Here is a 14,796-nt window from a genome sequence, read left to right on the forward strand (position 1 = left end):
TTATTGAGGCTTGAGCACCCGCCCGAGCAGCGACACCAGCAGTCGAGCAAGGTCACCGGTCGGGTCGAGGTCGGGATCGTAGATCGTCATGTCCAAGCCGGTGCAGCGCTGGTCCGCTGCCAGCGCCGACAGAATGGCAACGAGTTCATCGGGATCGATGCCGGGGCTGCCGGGCGAATCCACCGCCGGCATCACCGTCTGGTCGAGCACATCGACATCGAGATGCAGCCAGTAGGGACAGCCGGCGCGCGCCAGCGTCGCTCTTGTCTTTTGCAACACTCCAGCCGCGCCGAGTTCCTGCGCGGCAAAGACGTCGATGCGCGTGACGGCGGTCGCATTGATGTCGGGCCAGGCAAAATCGGCATCGCGGCTCTCGCGTTCGCCGATCTGAACCACCGCCTCGTCGGCGACGAGCGGACCGACAACACCTGGCCATTGCGCCAGCAAAGCCTCGCCGCGTCCGGTGGCAAGTGCTAGATCCATGCCGGCAGCCGAGCCGAGTGAGGCATTGACATCGTAGTTGCCGGGATGGCGGAAATCGCTGTGGCCATCGACATGGACCAGGGCGACCGCGCCCGAGCGCCGCGCAGCGACCAGTGCGCCAAGCAGGATCGAGCAGTCGCCGCCGATGATCAGCGGGAACTCTCCTTGCCCAAGCGCACCGGTGACGATCTCGGCAAGATCGAGGTTGAAGCGGCGGATCGCCGGACCATTACGCAGCCTAGTGCCCGGTTGCGGTTCGGTACTGTAGCCGGGTCTGTCGAGATCGACCACCCGCCCCGGCGCCAGCGACTCGATCAAACCAGCTTGGCTCAGCGCCTGCGGCGCACGCCAGGTGCCGGGCACATGGCCCGGCTCCAAGGGCCGAAGGCCGAGATTGGATGGCGCCCGAACAAGGCAGATGTCACGCATGCGGCAGGCCCAGCTTCAACGTCACCAACATAGACCGCATGGTGCGGGTCCGGCCACAGCGGCCGGAGCCGCTGCCGACATTTGCTGCCATCGTTCAGGCGCCCGCCGCGCCCGCCGCGAATTGCGCCTGAAATTCCGGGCTGAGCGGGATGGGCTTGATGACGTCGATCAGCACGCCATTGGGATCCCTGGTGATGAAATGGCGCTGGCCGAAGGGTTCGTCGCGCAGCGGGCACAGGATCGGCAGGCCGGCCGCAACGATCCGTCATAGACAGCGTCAGGATCCCTCACCTCGAAATTGATCAGCAGCCCCGATGTGCGGCCGCGCCCCTCCTCGGGGATCGTCTCGTGGTCGCCCTGGACGATGCCGAGATTGACGCGGCGATCCTCGGCAGACTGCAGATGCACATACCAGTCGCTCGCAAACAGCGGCTTGAAGCGGAAGTGATTGATATAGAAGGCTTTTGTTCCGGCTACGTCGCCCGTCATCAGCACCGGATAGTAGCTCGTCGTCTTCATCTTTCTTTCTCCCGTTAGCCAACATACAGTTTGCATGTAATTCGAAATAACATACAGGCTGCATGTATGCAACGAGAAACCCCGCGCCGCTCCAACCGCGACCGCACCGAAGCGACGCGCGCCGACCTGATCGCTGCGGCGCGCAAACTGTTCATCGAAAAGTCCTATGCCGAGACCGGCACGCCGGAGATCGTTGCGGCCGCCGGCGTCACCCGCGGCGCGCTCTATCACCACTTTGCCGACAAGCAGGCGCTGTTTGCCGCCGTGGTCGAGCAGGAGGCGGCGGCGGTGGCGCAAGAGATCGAGCGCGCCTCGCCGCCTTCTTTGTTTGCCCGTAATGCGCTGATTGCCGGCTCGGACGCCTATCTCGCCGCCATGCGCGCGCCCGGCCGGACGCGGCTTTTGCTGCTCGACGGGCCGGCCGTGCTTGGCCGCGCCGCCATGGATGCGATCGACAATCGCCACGGCAACCGGTCGCTGCGCGAAGGCCTGGTTGCGGCAATGCGCGAACAGTCGATGACCAGACTGCCGGCCGATGCGCTGACCGCTTTGCTCGCCGCTGCCTTCGACCGCGCAGCACTTGCCGTCGAGGCCGGCGCCTCGGCCGAAGACTATCGCGCCGTGCTCATTGCTCTGATCGATGGGCTGTCTCCGGCTCATCCTCAGGCAGGTCGTCCGGGTCGAACTCGTTGAAGCAGCCGAGCTGGCGTTTGAACTGGTCGATCAGCCAGGCCGCCGCCGGTTTCGGGCTGCGGTCGGCGCGGTGCATGGCATAGAGCGATGAGCGCACCTCGCTAAAGGGTTCAAGGTCGAGTTCGACCAGCCTGCCGCTGGCCAAATCGTCCGCGATCAGCCAGCGCGGCAACCCGCCCCAGCCCAGCCCCTCGCGCATCAACGTATGCTTGATACGCACGTCTGTCAGCCGCCATGTACGATAGGCAAAGACGCCGAAGTCGCGTCCCTTGGTGCGTTCCGACTGGTCGGTGACAACCAGCTGGGTGTGCTCGCGCGCATCCTCGAGCGCCACCGGTTTCGGCAGCAGTGCCAGAGGATGGGTGGGGGCGGCAGCCAGCACGATCGACATGAAGCCGATGCGCACGAGATGCACGTCGACCTCGCCCAGCAAGCCACCGATGCCAAGATCCGACTGTCCGCTGACGACATGGTCGGGGATCAGACCGAGCGTGCCGATATGCAGTCGCATCATCACGGTCGGGAACTGCGCCTCGAACGCCTTCAGCACCCGCACCAGCACCGGCGAGGGCAGCGCCGCGTCAACCGATAGCGTAACTTCAGCCTCCAGCCCCTGATGGTGACCGTCGGCACGCGAACGGATGCGCTGCAGCACGCCGACCATGCGCCGGGCGTCCTCCAGCATCGCCCGGCCGATTTCGGTCAACTGCGGCTCGCGCGTGCCCTCGCGCTCGAACAGTTTCAGGCCAAGCTGCGCTTCAAGATTGGCGATGCCGTAGCTGATGACGGACTGCGCGCGGTTAAGCTTGCGGCCGGCGGCTGAGAAGCTGCCGGTGTCGGCGACCGCAACCAGGATCTGCAATTGGTCGAGCGTCGGATTGGGCTGCACGGCATACCTACTTTATGAATGGATCATATAGATAATATACCAGTTTTTTGAATGGGTCGGTAGGTCCATATCAGGCGGGAGAAATCAATTCCCACTGGAGAGAACCGCTATGTCTATCCTGCTTGTAACCTCGAGCCCGCGCGGCGCTGCCTCGCACTCGACCCGTATCGCTACCGAATTCGCTGAAAAGCTCGTCGCCGCCGACCCGTCGAATACGCTCGTCGTACGCGACCTCGTGGCCAACCCGCTGCCGCATATCGACACCGATTATGCGACCGGCATCTACACCCCCGTTGAAGCCCGCACGCCGCGCCAGGCCGAAGTCGTCGGCGTCTCCGACATCGTGCTTGACGAACTGTTCGCAGCCGACACCGTGATCCTGGCCACCGGCTTCATCAACTTCAACATCTCCTCGACCCTGAAGTCCTGGGTCGATCACATCTCCCGCTCCGGCAAGAGCTTCTCTTATGGCGAGAGTGGTCCCAAGGGCCTCGTCACCGGCAAGAAGGTCTATATCGTACTCGCCTCGGGCGGCATCTATTCCGAAGGTGCGGCCGTGCAGTTCGATCACGCCATCCCCTATCTGCGCGGCGTGCTCGGCTTTCTCGGCATGACCGACGTCGACGTCATCCGGATCGAAGGCGTCGGCATGGGTCCCGACGCCGTGACCGCCGCGCTCGCCAATGCGACGGCCAAGGTCGATGCCGTGGTGGCCAAGACCGCGAGCGCGCAAATCGCCGCGTAAGCACACCCCGTCATTCGCATTGAAAAGGCAGGCGCTTCGGCGCCTGCCTTCTTGCTGTCCGGGGCCGAGAGCAGGGTCCACCGGCAGATGGCGTGGTGTTCGTGGCGGGGTTTTCGATGGCTGCCAACTATTCTTGCCCGTTCATCAGCTGGCCCTCATAGGTTTGGAAGCCCCCGGCATCGCCATCGGATTTGCCGTTGGTCCACGGCCAATCTGTTTTTGCACCGACGGATCGGGCTAGACTCGTGCATCCCTGTCAAAACAGAGAGGCAACTTATGGCCGAATGTCCGAGTGGAGGAGAGAACAACGGAATTGTCGCAAGCGCTGTTGCCGACGACGATCCGCGTCTCGCGTTCATCTATCAGGAGGCGGTGAGAGGTCTCACTCAACAGCAGACGCTTGTGGAGAACATGAGCACCCGCCGGCAGCCTTGTCTTTGCCACCGCATTTGCCAACTCGCTACTCGGCGGTGCGGCGCTTTCCAACGGGCTTGGGCTTTGGGATTGGACCGCAGTGGCCCTGTTGTTCGGCATCGGCGGGCTGATCGTCTTCATATTTTGGCCCTATCACCAATATACATTCCGCTTCGATCCGGAAGATCTGCTTGATCAATATGTCGACGGCGACAGGCCGACGACAATGTCGGCCATGCGCCGCGCGCTTGCCCTTCGGATCAAGGCGGACATGGCCGGCAAGTGGCGAATTATCCAGCGGCTCCGGCTGGCGTTGCAGATTGCGCTGGTTTTTCTGCTGCTCGACATCCTGGCTTGGCTTTTGGCAATTGCGGGCATCTGATCACGTCTCAAGGTGCACCGGCCTCGGTCGCGCATCATACCTGCGTCCTAGGAAATGGACAGGATCTCAAGTTCGCGCGGCCCTAGTTGGACAAAGTCGCCAACGGTTTTTCCGGTCAGCGCGATGGCAACCGGCGAACCATGCGATATGGAAGCTTCAGACGGGTTGGCCTCATCCTCTCCGACGATGCGGAAGGTCTGAGTGCGGCCATCATCACGCTTGAAGGTAATGGTGTGCCCGAAGGCGATCACCTCATTAGAGGTGGGCACCGGCATAAGCTGAGCCGTACGCACGCGCTCGGCATAGTAACGCATATCTCGAACCGGAATCGCTGACTGGCGTCGCCGCTCGTTGACATCTTCCAGCACGCTAGCGGCCTCAAGAGCTTGCTGGGCGCGAGCCAATTCAACCTGCAGCGTCTTGAGGCCCGCTTCCGTGACAAGGTTGACCCGATCGGAGACAGGGCGAGCCGGCAGGATGGTTTCCGATGCTGCCTCGGCGCTTTCCTCCTTGGCAAACGCTACGCTCAATTGTCGATACTTTCTGCTTGCGGCCCACTGCCATTATTCGAGATTCTGGCGACGGATGACCGGCGCAAAACCTATGTTCGGCGCCTCGACCAGTTCGGCCCTTACCCGAATATCCTCTCGCCTTGCTCGTCGACCAGTTGCATGCCCTTCTTGATCGAGATGTCGACGGCGTCGTCCAGTCCGGCAAAGCGATCGGCGCGGATGAATTTGTGTTCCTTCATCACGCCGTCGACCTCCTTCGAAACCACGCCGCAAGTTTGGTACTGGCCCTCCGCCTTGTATGGCGTGGCGCTGATCAAAAATCCCTTGTGCTCAACCTGCTTTGCCGGTGCTGCGCTCTTGGGCTCGCCCCCCTCACCGCCACCACCGAAAAGACGTTTCAGAAAAGACATGGGGCTTCCTCCAACGGCAATCATCCTGCACCACGTCTCGCGGTGCAGGATGATTTTCAGTACCGTTCCTCAGTCGAACGGGCAAGGGTTCTCGCCCGGGGTCAACCGCGCGATAGCGCTTCTAGGGCTTCAGCGGCGGCTTCCAGGACTGCAATCGCCTCGGCCTGCTTTTCAGCCGGCGCGTCGACGAGATCGCCGAGCGCGGCACGCAGCCGGTGGCGCACGGCGCGGAACTCGTCGCGGGCTTCCGAGCGACCCCGTCCACCACGCCGTCCGCCTTCCTCGCCGTCGTCGTTCCAGCCGAACCAGTCCCGCGCTTTCGCCATCTTGCGGCCGAAGCGCTCGAGATGCTCGAGCACGCCGTCGATCATCTCGCGGTTCTCGGCGAGATGCGCCTGCCCCGCCTCGGTGATCGAAAACACCTTCTTGTTGCCGTCGGCGGCTGAAGCCGCATAGCCGGCCTCTTCCAGGAAGGTCAGCGTCGGATAGACGACGCCCGGGCTCGGGCTGTAGATGCCGCTGGTGCGCTCTTCCAGCGCCTTGATGATGTCGTAGCCGTGGCGCGGCGCCTCGGCCAGCAGCGACAGCGTGATCAGCTTGAGATCGCCGTCGGCCAGCATGCGCCCGGCACGAAACATGTCGCCCGGGCCGCCGCGTCCACCGCCACGTCCGCCGTGGCCGAACGGACCAAAGCCGCCGCCCCCTCTTCCACCAAATTTGCCTGCCATGTGCAGGAATGCGCGCTCGGCGCGCTCGCCAAAGGGATGATGTCTGTGCATGAATTGCTCCTTGAGTTATATCTTACGATACATCTTAATTAGGCTTACCCCGCCGACGAGTCAAGATATATCTTACGATGTATCTAAAGGCGGCGCCAGAAGGTTGATTTCGCCGCCGCCGGCAGCTAGAAAGCGCGTGAGGGCCAAAACCTCTCCGTAAGCGTCTGACGTCAAGCAACGCATCCACCCCGGTCTTTCCGGGCAGTTCCGCCGGAAACCCGGCGCAATGGATGCCAAATGCGACGGACCGGATGTTTCAGGAAAATCCAAAAATGACCACGACCCGTAAGCGCGGCAAGCTGCCGGCGCGCTATGCCGCGATCGTCAGTCCGCTGGTGCTGTCGCTGCTGATGACCATCATCGTCTCGTTCATATCGACGCTGAAAAGCCTTGGACTGCAACCTGATTTGCGGCTGTCTGGCTCACTGCCTGGGGCCTGTCCTGGCTGGTAGCGTTCCCAACGTTGCTCATGGTGCTGCCGGCGGTGCGCCGTATTGTCGGCTGGCTTTGCGAGCCGGCGTCCCGGTAACGCCCAGGACGGCAAGGCCCGCAGATATCTTCGGGCCTTGCCTCGCTACCAGCGACCCTTGCGCCGGTTCCAGGCATAGAGAAGATCGGCGAAACGATCATAGGCCAAGCGTGTCAGCGGCAGCGCGACCGGATTGCCGAAGAGCGTCGCCAGCCAGCCGTCGCCCGGCGTCGCCCGCCAGACGGCAACCGCGACATCGGCGCCGACCAGCAGCCTGCCTTCGGCATCGGTGGCATGCAGCCGGCGGCGTATGTCCTCCAGCGAGGCGCTGTAGCCAGAGAGCGCCGCCAGTTCGAGGTTGATGTCGCGGAATTCGATCCGCCCGGCCTTGATCGCCTCGATCAGCCGCCGTTTCTGCCGGGTGATGCCGCCATCGCAAACCGGGCAGCGTGTGTTGTACCAGACGGTCAGCGCAGGCTTGGACATGGCGCGACTATCGCCTTGACGGCACGGCCCCGCAATATGACGCCGAGCCGCACGGACCCGCGCCCAGCGCTATCCAAGCGAAGTGACGATCTCGCGATAGGCAAATTCCGGGAAAGCCTTGAGCGTTCGCGTCTTGACGCTGCCACCCGTTGCCAGCATCAGGGCGAAACGAGCAAGCACAGCATCGTCGGGCGCCTCGATAATCGCCACCATGTCATATTCGCCCATAGTCAGGTAAAACGCCTTGAACGAGCCGCCCATGTCGGCCAGTTGCTTCTTGGCGGCATCGAGCCGCTTCGGCGACTCTCGGATATTTCTGGCGCCCTGTTCCGTCCAGTTCATCAGCAGGATGTAGGTTGTCATCACACACCTCCCTCCGGCGCCACGGAGCACGGCTGAGGACATCAGCCGGGGCGGACATCCGGTTTTTCGCCCAGAACATGCATCCGACCAGGCAAGTATCCTCCCGACGGAGATGGGCGACAAGAGCCTTCACCCGGCAACAAAAAGGGCGCCATCGGCGCCCTTTTCGAATGCTGGTCTGTTGCCGGTATCAGCTGTCGAGAAAGCTCCTCAGCTTGCGGCTCCGGCTCGGGTGCTTGAGCTTGCGCAGCGCCTTGGCTTCGATCTGGCGGATACGCTCGCGGGTGACCGAAAACTGCTGGCCGACTTCTTCCAGCGTGTGGTCGGTGTTCATGCCGATGCCGAAGCGCATGCGCAGCACCCGCTCCTCGCGCGGCGTCAGCGAGGCGAGCACCCGCGTGGTGGTCTCGCGCAGATTGGCTTGGATCGCCGCATCGATCGGCAGGATCGCCATCTTGTCCTCGATGAAATCGCCCAGATGTGAATCCTCTTCGTCACCCACAGGGGTTTCGAGCGAGATCGGCTCCTTGGCGATCTTCAAGACCTTGCGCACTTTTTCGAGCGGCATTGCGAGCTTTTCTGCCAGTTCCTCCGGCGTCGGCTCGCGGCCGATTTCATGCAGCATCTGGCGCGACGTGCGCACGATCTTGTTGATCGTTTCGATCATGTGCACCGGGATGCGGATGGTGCGCGCCTGGTCGGCAATCGAACGCGTGATCGCCTGCCGGATCCACCATGTCGCATAGGTCGAGAACTTGTAGCCGCGGCGGTATTCGAATTTGTCGACCGCCTTCATCAAGCCGATATTGCCTTCCTGGATCAGGTCGAGGAACTGCAGGCCGCGATTGGTGTATTTCTTAGCGATGGAAATGACGAGGCGCAGGTTGGCCTCGACCATTTCCTTCTTGGCGATAGCGGCTTCGCGCTCGCCCTTCTGCACCTGGTTGACGATCTTGCGGAATTCCAGGATCGAGATCGCCGTCTCGGTGGCGAGGTTCTGGATTTCCGAACGCAGATCCTTGATCGCGTCCTTCTCGTTCTTGGTGAATTCCTTCCAGCCGCGCGAGGTCAGGTTGCCGATCGAGCGCGTCCAGTTCGGGTCGAGCTCGGAGCCCTGATATTCCTTGAGGAACTCCTCGCGGCGCACGCCATAGCTTTCGGCTAGGCGCAGCAGCTTGCCTTCGTTCTGCACCAGGCGCTTGTTGATGTCGTAAAGCTGCTCGACCAGCGCCTCGATGCGCGCCGTATTGAGCGACAGCGACTTCACCGCCTTGATCAGCTGGTCCTTCAGCTCCTTCAGGCGGCGGTCCTGGCTGGGCGACAGCGTGCCGGTCGCGGCCAGACGGTTCTCGACCTGCTGGTCCTGCAGCTTGCGCAGCTTCTTGTAGGTGTCGGCGATGACGTCGAGCGTCTCCATCACCTGCGGGCGCAATTCCGCTTCCATCGCCGCCAGCGACAGGCTCGCCTCGTCCTCGTCTTCCTCGTCGTCATCGACCAAGCCGCGCGTGTCGGCGCCGACATTGGTGATGTCGTCTTCCTCGTCGCGTCCACGCCTCGGCTTGTCCTCGGCCTTGGGCGCCTCCTCGATGCGCTCGACCACCGGCGCCTGCTTGGCTTCGGGGCCCGCATAGGTGGCTTCGAGGTCGATGATCTCGCGCAGCAGGATCTTGGATTCGTTGAGCTCGTCACGCCAGATGATGATGGCCTGGAAGGTCAGCGGGCTTTCGCAGAGGCCCGCAATCATCGTCTCGCGGCCGGCCTCGATGCGCTTGGCGATCGCGATTTCGCCCTCGCGCGACAGGAGCTCGACCGAGCCCATCTCGCGCAGATACATGCGCACCGGGTCATCGGTGCGGTCGGTCGGCTCTTTCTTGGTGGTCGTGGCGGCGACGGCGGTGCCGGTCTGCTCGGCCAGCTCGTTGGCGTCTTCCTCGGCGTCGGCATTGCTGTCGGCGGCCTCGGGCTCCTCGCTCTGATCGTCGTCCTCGACCACGTTGATGCCCATGTCGGACAGCATCGCATTGATGTCTTCGATGCGATCCGGATCGGTCTCTTCCGACGGCAAAACCGCGTTCAGTTCGTCGAGAGTCACATAGCCGCGCTTCTTGGCGGCCTTGATCATCTTCTTGACAGCATCATCGGAAAGGTCGAGCAGAGGCCCATCGGTGGCGCCTTCACGTTCGGTCTCGACCTCTTCCTTTTCCTTTGTCGCCATAGTCTTTATCTTCTCCTAGCGGCCGAGCATCGAAGCCGCGTAGCTGCCGCACCGGTCAAACTACATGCGCTGGTGGCGCTTAACCGGGCCGGTAACCGAATCAACTCTTTTGTTTGTTCATATCGTGCCCCCAAAACCGGTTTTCACTTTTGGGCGATATGCATTAAGTCCAGATTAACCCTGATATCTGTGGCAGGCTGACAGCCTGTCCAGTGATCAGCACCTCGCGTCAGTGCATTTCCATCGACGCCGGCGCGGGTTAAGGTTTCGAATCGTCCTGATTCCGTCATTCTGCCAGAAGGTCAAGCGCCTCTCGCATGATTCGCATCAAAAAAGCGAATCAATTACCAGACTTAGAGGCGTCGATTCGACGCGCAGCACGTACAACATTCATTCTTGCGCAGGTTTCGACCTAGACGCGCCCACCCCTGCCCGAGGATACACCGAACCCTTCGATCAGCGCTTCCGTTGCTTGTACATCACGGAATTGCGCCTGAATCTCGATGAGGTGCCGGTAGTTTTCGTCAGTGGGATCGCTGGCGAGCGCTGCTTCCGCCTGTTTCAGCTCCTTATGTAAGGTGCGCGCGCTGCGCTGCAAGTGCAGCGCCTGGTTGAAGGCGTCGCGGGCATCGTCAAGCGCTGCGGTTTCCAGCGCGGGCCATTGCCTGGCCCGTTGGATGAGCGCCACGGCGCGCCCCCAGATATCGCTGCAGCCGGCACGTTCGATGGTGGCGATCACCGCGCTACGGTCATTGGCCATGTCGTGCGCCATCGCATCGAGGATGGCGGCGTGCAGCCGCTGCAGATCGGTGTTGGCGAGATCGAGGAACTCGACATGGGCGAAGTTCTCGTCGATCAGCGCCGGATGGTTGACGAGAGCTACGATGATCGTCGCCTCGCGCACCGACATCATCTCGCCACCGCGCTTGACCATGGCGGAGCGGCCGAGGCTTTCAGTGATCGCGGCGCGCGCGCCTGCCCCGCTGCCTTTGGCGAACTGTCCGCCGGGTGCGGGCGTTTTGCCCTGCCCCGGTTTCCAGTCCTGGCGACCTTGCCGCACTTCGCGCTGGGCGCTGAAGAAGGTCAGCTCCCGCTCGCGCATCCACTGCTGGTAGTGGTAGCGCTGGCTCTCATCACGGATGCGGCTGGTCAGTTCGCGCAGCGTCTTTGTCAGCCCCGCCCGCCGCTCGGGCGTGTCGAAGACGCCACCGGATGTCTCACGCATCCACAACAAATCAGCGAGAGGCCGCGCTTCCGCCAGCACGGCACGAAACGCGTCCGGCCCTTCTGCCTTGACCAGATCGTCGGGATCCTTGCCCTCCGGCAGCAGCGCAAAGCGCACCGACCGTCCGGCCTGCACCGACGGCAGCGCGAGATCCGCGGCGCGCCACGCCGCCTTCAGCCCGGCCTGGTCGCCGTCGAAGCACAGCATCGGCTCAGGCGCCATGCGCCACAGAAGTTCGAGTTGGTTTTCGGTGAGCGCGGTGCCGAGCGGCGCCACGGCATTCTCGAAGCCGGCCTGCGCCAGCGCAATCACGTCCATATAGCCTTCGACGGCAATCACCGTGCCGCCTTTCGCCAGCGCTTTGCGGGCGCGGGCGAAATTGTAGAGCACGTTGCCCTTGTGGAAGAGCTCCGTATCGGGCGAATTCATGTATTTGGCCAGCGCATCGGGCGCCAGTGCGCGGCCGCCAAAGGCGATGATCTTGCCGCGCGAATCCGGGATCGGGAACATGATGCGATCGCGGAACCAGTCATAGGAGACCGGGATGTCGTCGCCATGACGCACCAGCCCGCAGGCCTCGATGTCGGCCTTGGGCACACCCTTGGCGGCAAGATGTTCCTTCAGCGCATTGCGGCTGTCGGGCGCAAAGCCCAGCCGGAACGATTGCTGCGTCGCCGGCGTCAGCCCGCGATCCCTGAGATAGGCGCGGGCTTTTGCACCCTCCGGTCCTTGCAGCCGCTCCTGGAAGAAGGCAGTCGCCATCTCCATGACATCGGTCAGACTGGCGCGTTCCTTCTCACGCTGTTCGTCCCGCTCGTCGCGCACCGGCATCGGCACGCCGGCCATGTCGGCGATCTTCTCGACCGCTTCGGGAAAGCTTAATCCGTCGAGCTCGGTCAGGAACTTGAAATGATCGCCCGACACCGAACAGCCGAAACAGTGATAGCGGCCCTTCTTGTCCTCGCAGTGGAAGGAGGGGCTCTTTTCGCCATGGAACGGACAACAGGCCCAATAGTCGCCGCGCGAGGCGTTGGTCTTCTTCCTGTCCCATGCGACGCGCTGGCCGATGACCGATGAAATCGGCACACGGTCGCGTATCTCATCGAGAAAGGCGGGCGGAAAGCGCATTGGGGAACTCGTTTGTCCCTCATATAATCATGCTCGCGGAATCCGACGACCCTTATTGCGGACCATACCCGGTTTCCACAGCCAAAAAGCCCGGTTTCTACAGCCAAAGAAAGGCGGCCGTTTCGGGCCGCCTCCTTTCAAGTCTCTGCATTGCGCCGGCGAGGCCGGGCTTAATGCGCGGCAATGGCGCCGAAGATGATGCCGGACAGGACGCTGACCAGCACATAGTCGTTGCCGACGCGGATCCATTCCTGGCCGCGGCCGGGGCGATGCAGGCCATAGCGGCCATAATCGCGGATCGGCTGGTGCCGCTTCCAGCTGGAATATTTCTGGCCATTGCGCCAATGGCTGCGCTTGACGACCACCGTCTTCTTCACGACGCGCTTCCTGACATCGACATGCTTGCCGGGCCTCTGCAAGTCGACCTGCGTGTAATTCGACTGCGGTGCGACCGGTGCGTTCACCGGTGCGGCCTGGCCGGTAAGCGAAGTGGCGGCCAGCATCGAGAAAGCGAGGGCGGAAAGAACAACACGTTTCATAGCGGGGCTCCTTGGTTGTCGATGCCTAGGGAATAGCGCCCGAAGGATGAACCGAAACTGAACACTAGCATTACATTTACGTAATGAAATCCTGTGCTTATCCTGGATATTTGAACATCATCGCAAAGGCGATTGCCGGGAGTCCGGCAAACCGGGACGATCCGCTGCCATCACCAGGGATCCGCCATGCAACCATTTGCGCATCCGTCCATTTTCCGACACGCCCTGTCGCGCCGCGACGGCTCTTGAAATCGACAAGATTTTATTACCCGGCTAAAATATTCCGGATATTGTTCAAGACTGTCATGACCATGATTCGCAGCCCCGTTTCCCTCCCTGCACTGCGCGCCCTCCGCGTCGCGGTCCCTGTCTGCGTGCGGGTTTCGAAATGAGCGGCTCCGTCGTCCTGCTGCATCTGGCGGGCGCGGTGGCGCTGATGTTGTTTGCCACCCGCATGGTCAAGACAGGCGTCGAGCGCGCCTATGGCGACGTGCTGCGTCACCGGCTGCGCTCCACCATGCGCAATCCGATCATGGCGGTTTTGGCCGGCTGCGGCCTGTCCATCGCGCTGCAGAGCTCGACCGCCGTCACGCTTCTCGTCGGCTCCTTCGCCGGCGCCGGCATCGTCTCGGGCATGTCGGGCCAATTGGCTGTGCGCGGCGCCGAGATCGGCTCGGCGCTGGTGGTCAAGCTCTTGACCTTCGATCTGACGCTGCTGGTGCCGATCTGCCTCGTCGCCGGCACGGTCATGTTCATGGCCACCGAGCGGCGCGACTGGCGCCAGTTCGGCCGCATCCTGGTCGGCATCGGCCTTTTGGTACTGTCGCTGGAGATGATCGGCCAGGCCTCGGAGCCGCTGCGCCAGAGCACGCTGATGCCGCTCATCATCGAATATTTCTCCAGCGACTACGTCACCGCCTATCTGCTCGCCGCGCTCGTTACCTGGCTCTTCCACTCCTCGATCGCCGCCGTGCTTTTGATGGTGACGCTGGCCGGCCGCGGCTTCATCCCGCCCGAACTCGGCATCGTTCTGGTGCTCGGCGTCAATCTCGGCTCGTCGATCATCGCGCCGCTGCTCACCCGAAGTGCCGAACCTGGCGTGCGCGTCGTGCCGATCGGCAATCTGTTGATGCGCGGCATGGGCTCGCTGATGATGCTGATCCTGTTCATGACGCTGAAGCCGCCGGTCGCCTTCCTCGGCGCCACCGTGCCCGACCAGATCGTCAACGCCCACATCCTGTTCAATGTGCTGATCCTGCTCGCCGGCCTGCCGCTTGCCAGCCTGATCTATCGTGCCTCTGAGAAGATCGTCGCAATGGGCACCAAGCCAGCGCCGGCTACAGAGCTCGATGTGGTCGAACTCTCCGCCCTCAACGACGGCGCGCTCGACGTTCCGAGCCAGGCGCTGGCCAACGCCACCCGCGAGGTGGTGCGCGTCTGCGAGACGGTCGAGATCATGCTCAAGCGTATCATCGAGCTGTATGAAAGCGCCGACGGCGACAAGATCAAGGCGCTGGCCGCCCTTGACGACCGCGTCGACAGGAAGCACGCGGCGATCAAGCTCTATCTGGCCAAATTGACCAGGAACTCGCTCACAGAGGACGAGGCGCTGCGCTGCCAGGAGCTGATAGGCGCCTGCGTCAAGCTCGAGCAGGTCGGCGACATCATCGTGCGCAACATGCTGGTGCATGTGAAGAAGAAGTTCGAGCGCGGGCTGGAGTTCACGCCCGAGGGCTGGAGCGAGCTGCTCGCCTTTCACACCTCGGTGCTGGCCAATGCCAGGCTTGCCTTCAACGTGCTGGTGTCGCGCGACCCTGAGACTGCCCGCCAGCTGGTGCTGGAAAAGGACCGGCTGCGCGACCGCGAAAAGGAAACCAGCGCCAGCCATTTCGTGCGGCTGCGCGACGGCACCGCCAAGAGCGTCGAGACCAGCTCCATCCACCTCGACACCATCCGCGACCTGAAGCAGATCAACTCGCTGCTGGCGTCGATGGCCTACCCGGTGCTGGAAGAGCGCGGCCTGCTCGGCGGCTCCAGGTTGAAGGCGAGCTGATCAAGAAAACCTAAACCGGCCGCAAAAATTTCTGCATTGCCGGCAAGCGCCATCCATGATTTG

Annotated in this window: 14 protein-coding genes and 2 pseudogenes; 5 read left to right on the forward strand and 11 right to left on the reverse strand. The window is 62.6% G+C overall.

Annotated elements, in window-relative coordinates:
* Positions 1-846 (reverse strand): arginase family protein, encoded by an 846-nt coding sequence (locus ACYG9Z_RS06365; RefSeq protein ID WP_245259836.1) that lies wholly within the window; start codon positions 844-846, stop codon positions 1-3.
* Positions 847-1,006: 160 nt separating this feature from the next.
* Positions 1,007-1,431 (reverse strand): annotated as a pseudogene (locus tag ACYG9Z_RS06370) (VOC family protein).
* Between the two features lie 66 nt (positions 1,432-1,497).
* Between ACYG9Z_RS06370 and ACYG9Z_RS06375 the strand changes: the two are divergent.
* Positions 1,498-2,124, forward strand: a complete 627-nt coding sequence (locus tag ACYG9Z_RS06375; protein ID WP_023751192.1) for a TetR/AcrR family transcriptional regulator — start codon at positions 1,498-1,500, stop codon at positions 2,122-2,124.
* Here the strand turns inward: ACYG9Z_RS06375 and ACYG9Z_RS06380 are convergent.
* A complete protein-coding gene (locus ACYG9Z_RS06380; protein ID WP_023751193.1) occupies positions 2,057-3,013 on the reverse strand; it encodes a LysR family transcriptional regulator in 957 nt (318 codons plus the stop codon). The genes ACYG9Z_RS06375 and ACYG9Z_RS06380 overlap by 68 nt on opposite strands.
* Before the next feature lie 109 nt (positions 3,014-3,122).
* On the opposite strand from ACYG9Z_RS06380, the gene ACYG9Z_RS06385 reads away from it, so the two are divergent.
* Both ACYG9Z_RS06385 and ACYG9Z_RS06390 read left to right on the forward strand, forming a co-directional pair.
* A complete protein-coding gene (locus ACYG9Z_RS06385; RefSeq protein ID WP_023751194.1) occupies positions 3,123-3,758 on the forward strand; it encodes an FMN-dependent NADH-azoreductase in 636 nt (211 codons plus the stop codon).
* 514 nt (positions 3,759-4,272) lie between these two features.
* Complete coding sequence (locus ACYG9Z_RS06390; RefSeq protein ID WP_245259837.1) at positions 4,273-4,554, forward strand: hypothetical protein; 282 nt, start codon at positions 4,273-4,275, stop codon at positions 4,552-4,554.
* 47 nt (positions 4,555-4,601) lie between these two features.
* Here the strand turns inward: ACYG9Z_RS06390 and greA are convergent, their stop codons facing one another.
* The 3 genes from greA to ACYG9Z_RS06405 form a co-directional block, all read right to left on the reverse strand.
* A complete protein-coding gene (gene greA / locus ACYG9Z_RS06395; protein WP_023751195.1) occupies positions 4,602-5,084 on the reverse strand; it encodes a transcription elongation factor GreA in 483 nt (160 codons plus the stop codon).
* Between the two features lie 101 nt (positions 5,085-5,185).
* The gene (locus ACYG9Z_RS06400) at positions 5,186-5,476 is read right to left on the reverse strand and encodes an HlyU family transcriptional regulator (RefSeq protein ID WP_023751196.1); all 291 of its coding nucleotides are present in this window, start codon (positions 5,474-5,476) and stop codon (positions 5,186-5,188) included.
* 101 nt (positions 5,477-5,577) lie between these two features.
* Positions 5,578-6,255 carry a PadR family transcriptional regulator gene (locus ACYG9Z_RS06405; RefSeq protein WP_023672450.1) on the reverse strand — a complete coding sequence of 226 codons (678 nt, stop codon included), beginning with the start codon at positions 6,253-6,255 and terminating at the stop codon, positions 5,578-5,580.
* 272 nt (positions 6,256-6,527) lie between these two features.
* On the opposite strand from ACYG9Z_RS06405, the pseudogene ACYG9Z_RS06410 reads away from it, so the two are divergent.
* A pseudogene (locus ACYG9Z_RS06410) lies at positions 6,528-6,784 on the forward strand (DUF2798 domain-containing protein).
* Positions 6,785-6,829: 45 nt separating this feature from the next.
* On the opposite strand, the gene ACYG9Z_RS06415 reads toward ACYG9Z_RS06410, so the two are convergent.
* From ACYG9Z_RS06415 to ACYG9Z_RS06435, 5 genes are all read right to left on the reverse strand, one after another.
* Entirely contained in the window at positions 6,830-7,210 is a 381-nt protein-coding gene (locus tag ACYG9Z_RS06415; RefSeq protein ID WP_023751197.1) for a thiol-disulfide oxidoreductase DCC family protein, read from the reverse strand.
* A gap of 69 nt (positions 7,211-7,279) precedes the next feature.
* Complete coding sequence (locus ACYG9Z_RS06420) at positions 7,280-7,573, reverse strand: GYD domain-containing protein (protein WP_023672447.1); 294 nt, start codon at positions 7,571-7,573, stop codon at positions 7,280-7,282.
* Between the two features lie 190 nt (positions 7,574-7,763).
* Positions 7,764-9,788 carry an RNA polymerase sigma factor RpoD gene (gene rpoD, locus ACYG9Z_RS06425; protein ID WP_023672446.1) on the reverse strand — a complete coding sequence of 675 codons (2,025 nt, stop codon included), beginning with the start codon at positions 9,786-9,788 and terminating at the stop codon, positions 7,764-7,766.
* A 412-nt stretch (positions 9,789-10,200) separates the two neighbouring features.
* Positions 10,201-12,141 carry a DNA primase gene (gene dnaG, locus ACYG9Z_RS06430; RefSeq protein ID WP_023751198.1) on the reverse strand — a complete coding sequence of 647 codons (1,941 nt, stop codon included), beginning with the start codon at positions 12,139-12,141 and terminating at the stop codon, positions 10,201-10,203.
* A gap of 170 nt (positions 12,142-12,311) precedes the next feature.
* Positions 12,312-12,680 (reverse strand): RcnB family protein, encoded by a 369-nt coding sequence (locus ACYG9Z_RS06435; RefSeq protein ID WP_023751199.1) that lies wholly within the window; start codon positions 12,678-12,680, stop codon positions 12,312-12,314.
* Between the two features lie 388 nt (positions 12,681-13,068).
* Here ACYG9Z_RS06435 and ACYG9Z_RS06440 point away from each other — a divergent pair, with 388 nt between their 5' ends.
* Positions 13,069-14,733, forward strand: coding sequence for a Na/Pi cotransporter family protein (locus tag ACYG9Z_RS06440; protein ID WP_023691517.1), 1,665 nt, complete (start codon positions 13,069-13,071; stop codon positions 14,731-14,733).
* Positions 14,734-14,796 lie beyond the last annotated feature (63 nt).

It is taken from the genome of Mesorhizobium sp. RSR380A (genome assembly GCF_054719385.1).

What these genes read in the sequence shown, in the direction of transcription:
- ACYG9Z_RS06375 (WP_023751192.1), top strand. Translation starts at nt 1,498, where the DNA reads ATGCAACGAGAAACCCCGCGCCGCTCCAACCGCGACCGCACCGAAGCG.
- ACYG9Z_RS06385 (WP_023751194.1), top strand. Translation starts at nt 3,123, where the DNA reads ATGTCTATCCTGCTTGTAACCTCGAGCCCGCGCGGCGCTGCCTCGCAC.
- ACYG9Z_RS06400 (WP_023751196.1), bottom strand. Translation starts at nt 5,476, where the DNA reads ATGTCTTTTCTGAAACGTCTTTTCGGTGGTGGCGGTGAGGGGGGCGAG.
- ACYG9Z_RS06405 (WP_023672450.1), bottom strand. Translation starts at nt 6,255, where the DNA reads ATGCACAGACATCATCCCTTTGGCGAGCGCGCCGAGCGCGCATTCCTG.
- ACYG9Z_RS06415 (WP_023751197.1), bottom strand. Translation starts at nt 7,210, where the DNA reads ATGTCCAAGCCTGCGCTGACCGTCTGGTACAACACACGCTGCCCGGTT.
- ACYG9Z_RS06420 (WP_023672447.1), bottom strand. Translation starts at nt 7,573, where the DNA reads ATGACAACCTACATCCTGCTGATGAACTGGACGGAACAGGGCGCCAGA.
- rpoD (WP_023672446.1), bottom strand. Translation starts at nt 9,788, where the DNA reads ATGGCGACAAAGGAAAAGGAAGAGGTCGAGACCGAACGTGAAGGCGCC.
- dnaG (WP_023751198.1), bottom strand. Translation starts at nt 12,141, where the DNA reads ATGCGCTTTCCGCCCGCCTTTCTCGATGAGATACGCGACCGTGTGCCG.
- ACYG9Z_RS06435 (WP_023751199.1), bottom strand. Translation starts at nt 12,680, where the DNA reads ATGAAACGTGTTGTTCTTTCCGCCCTCGCTTTCTCGATGCTGGCCGCC.
- ACYG9Z_RS06440 (WP_023691517.1), top strand. Translation starts at nt 13,069, where the DNA reads ATGAGCGGCTCCGTCGTCCTGCTGCATCTGGCGGGCGCGGTGGCGCTG.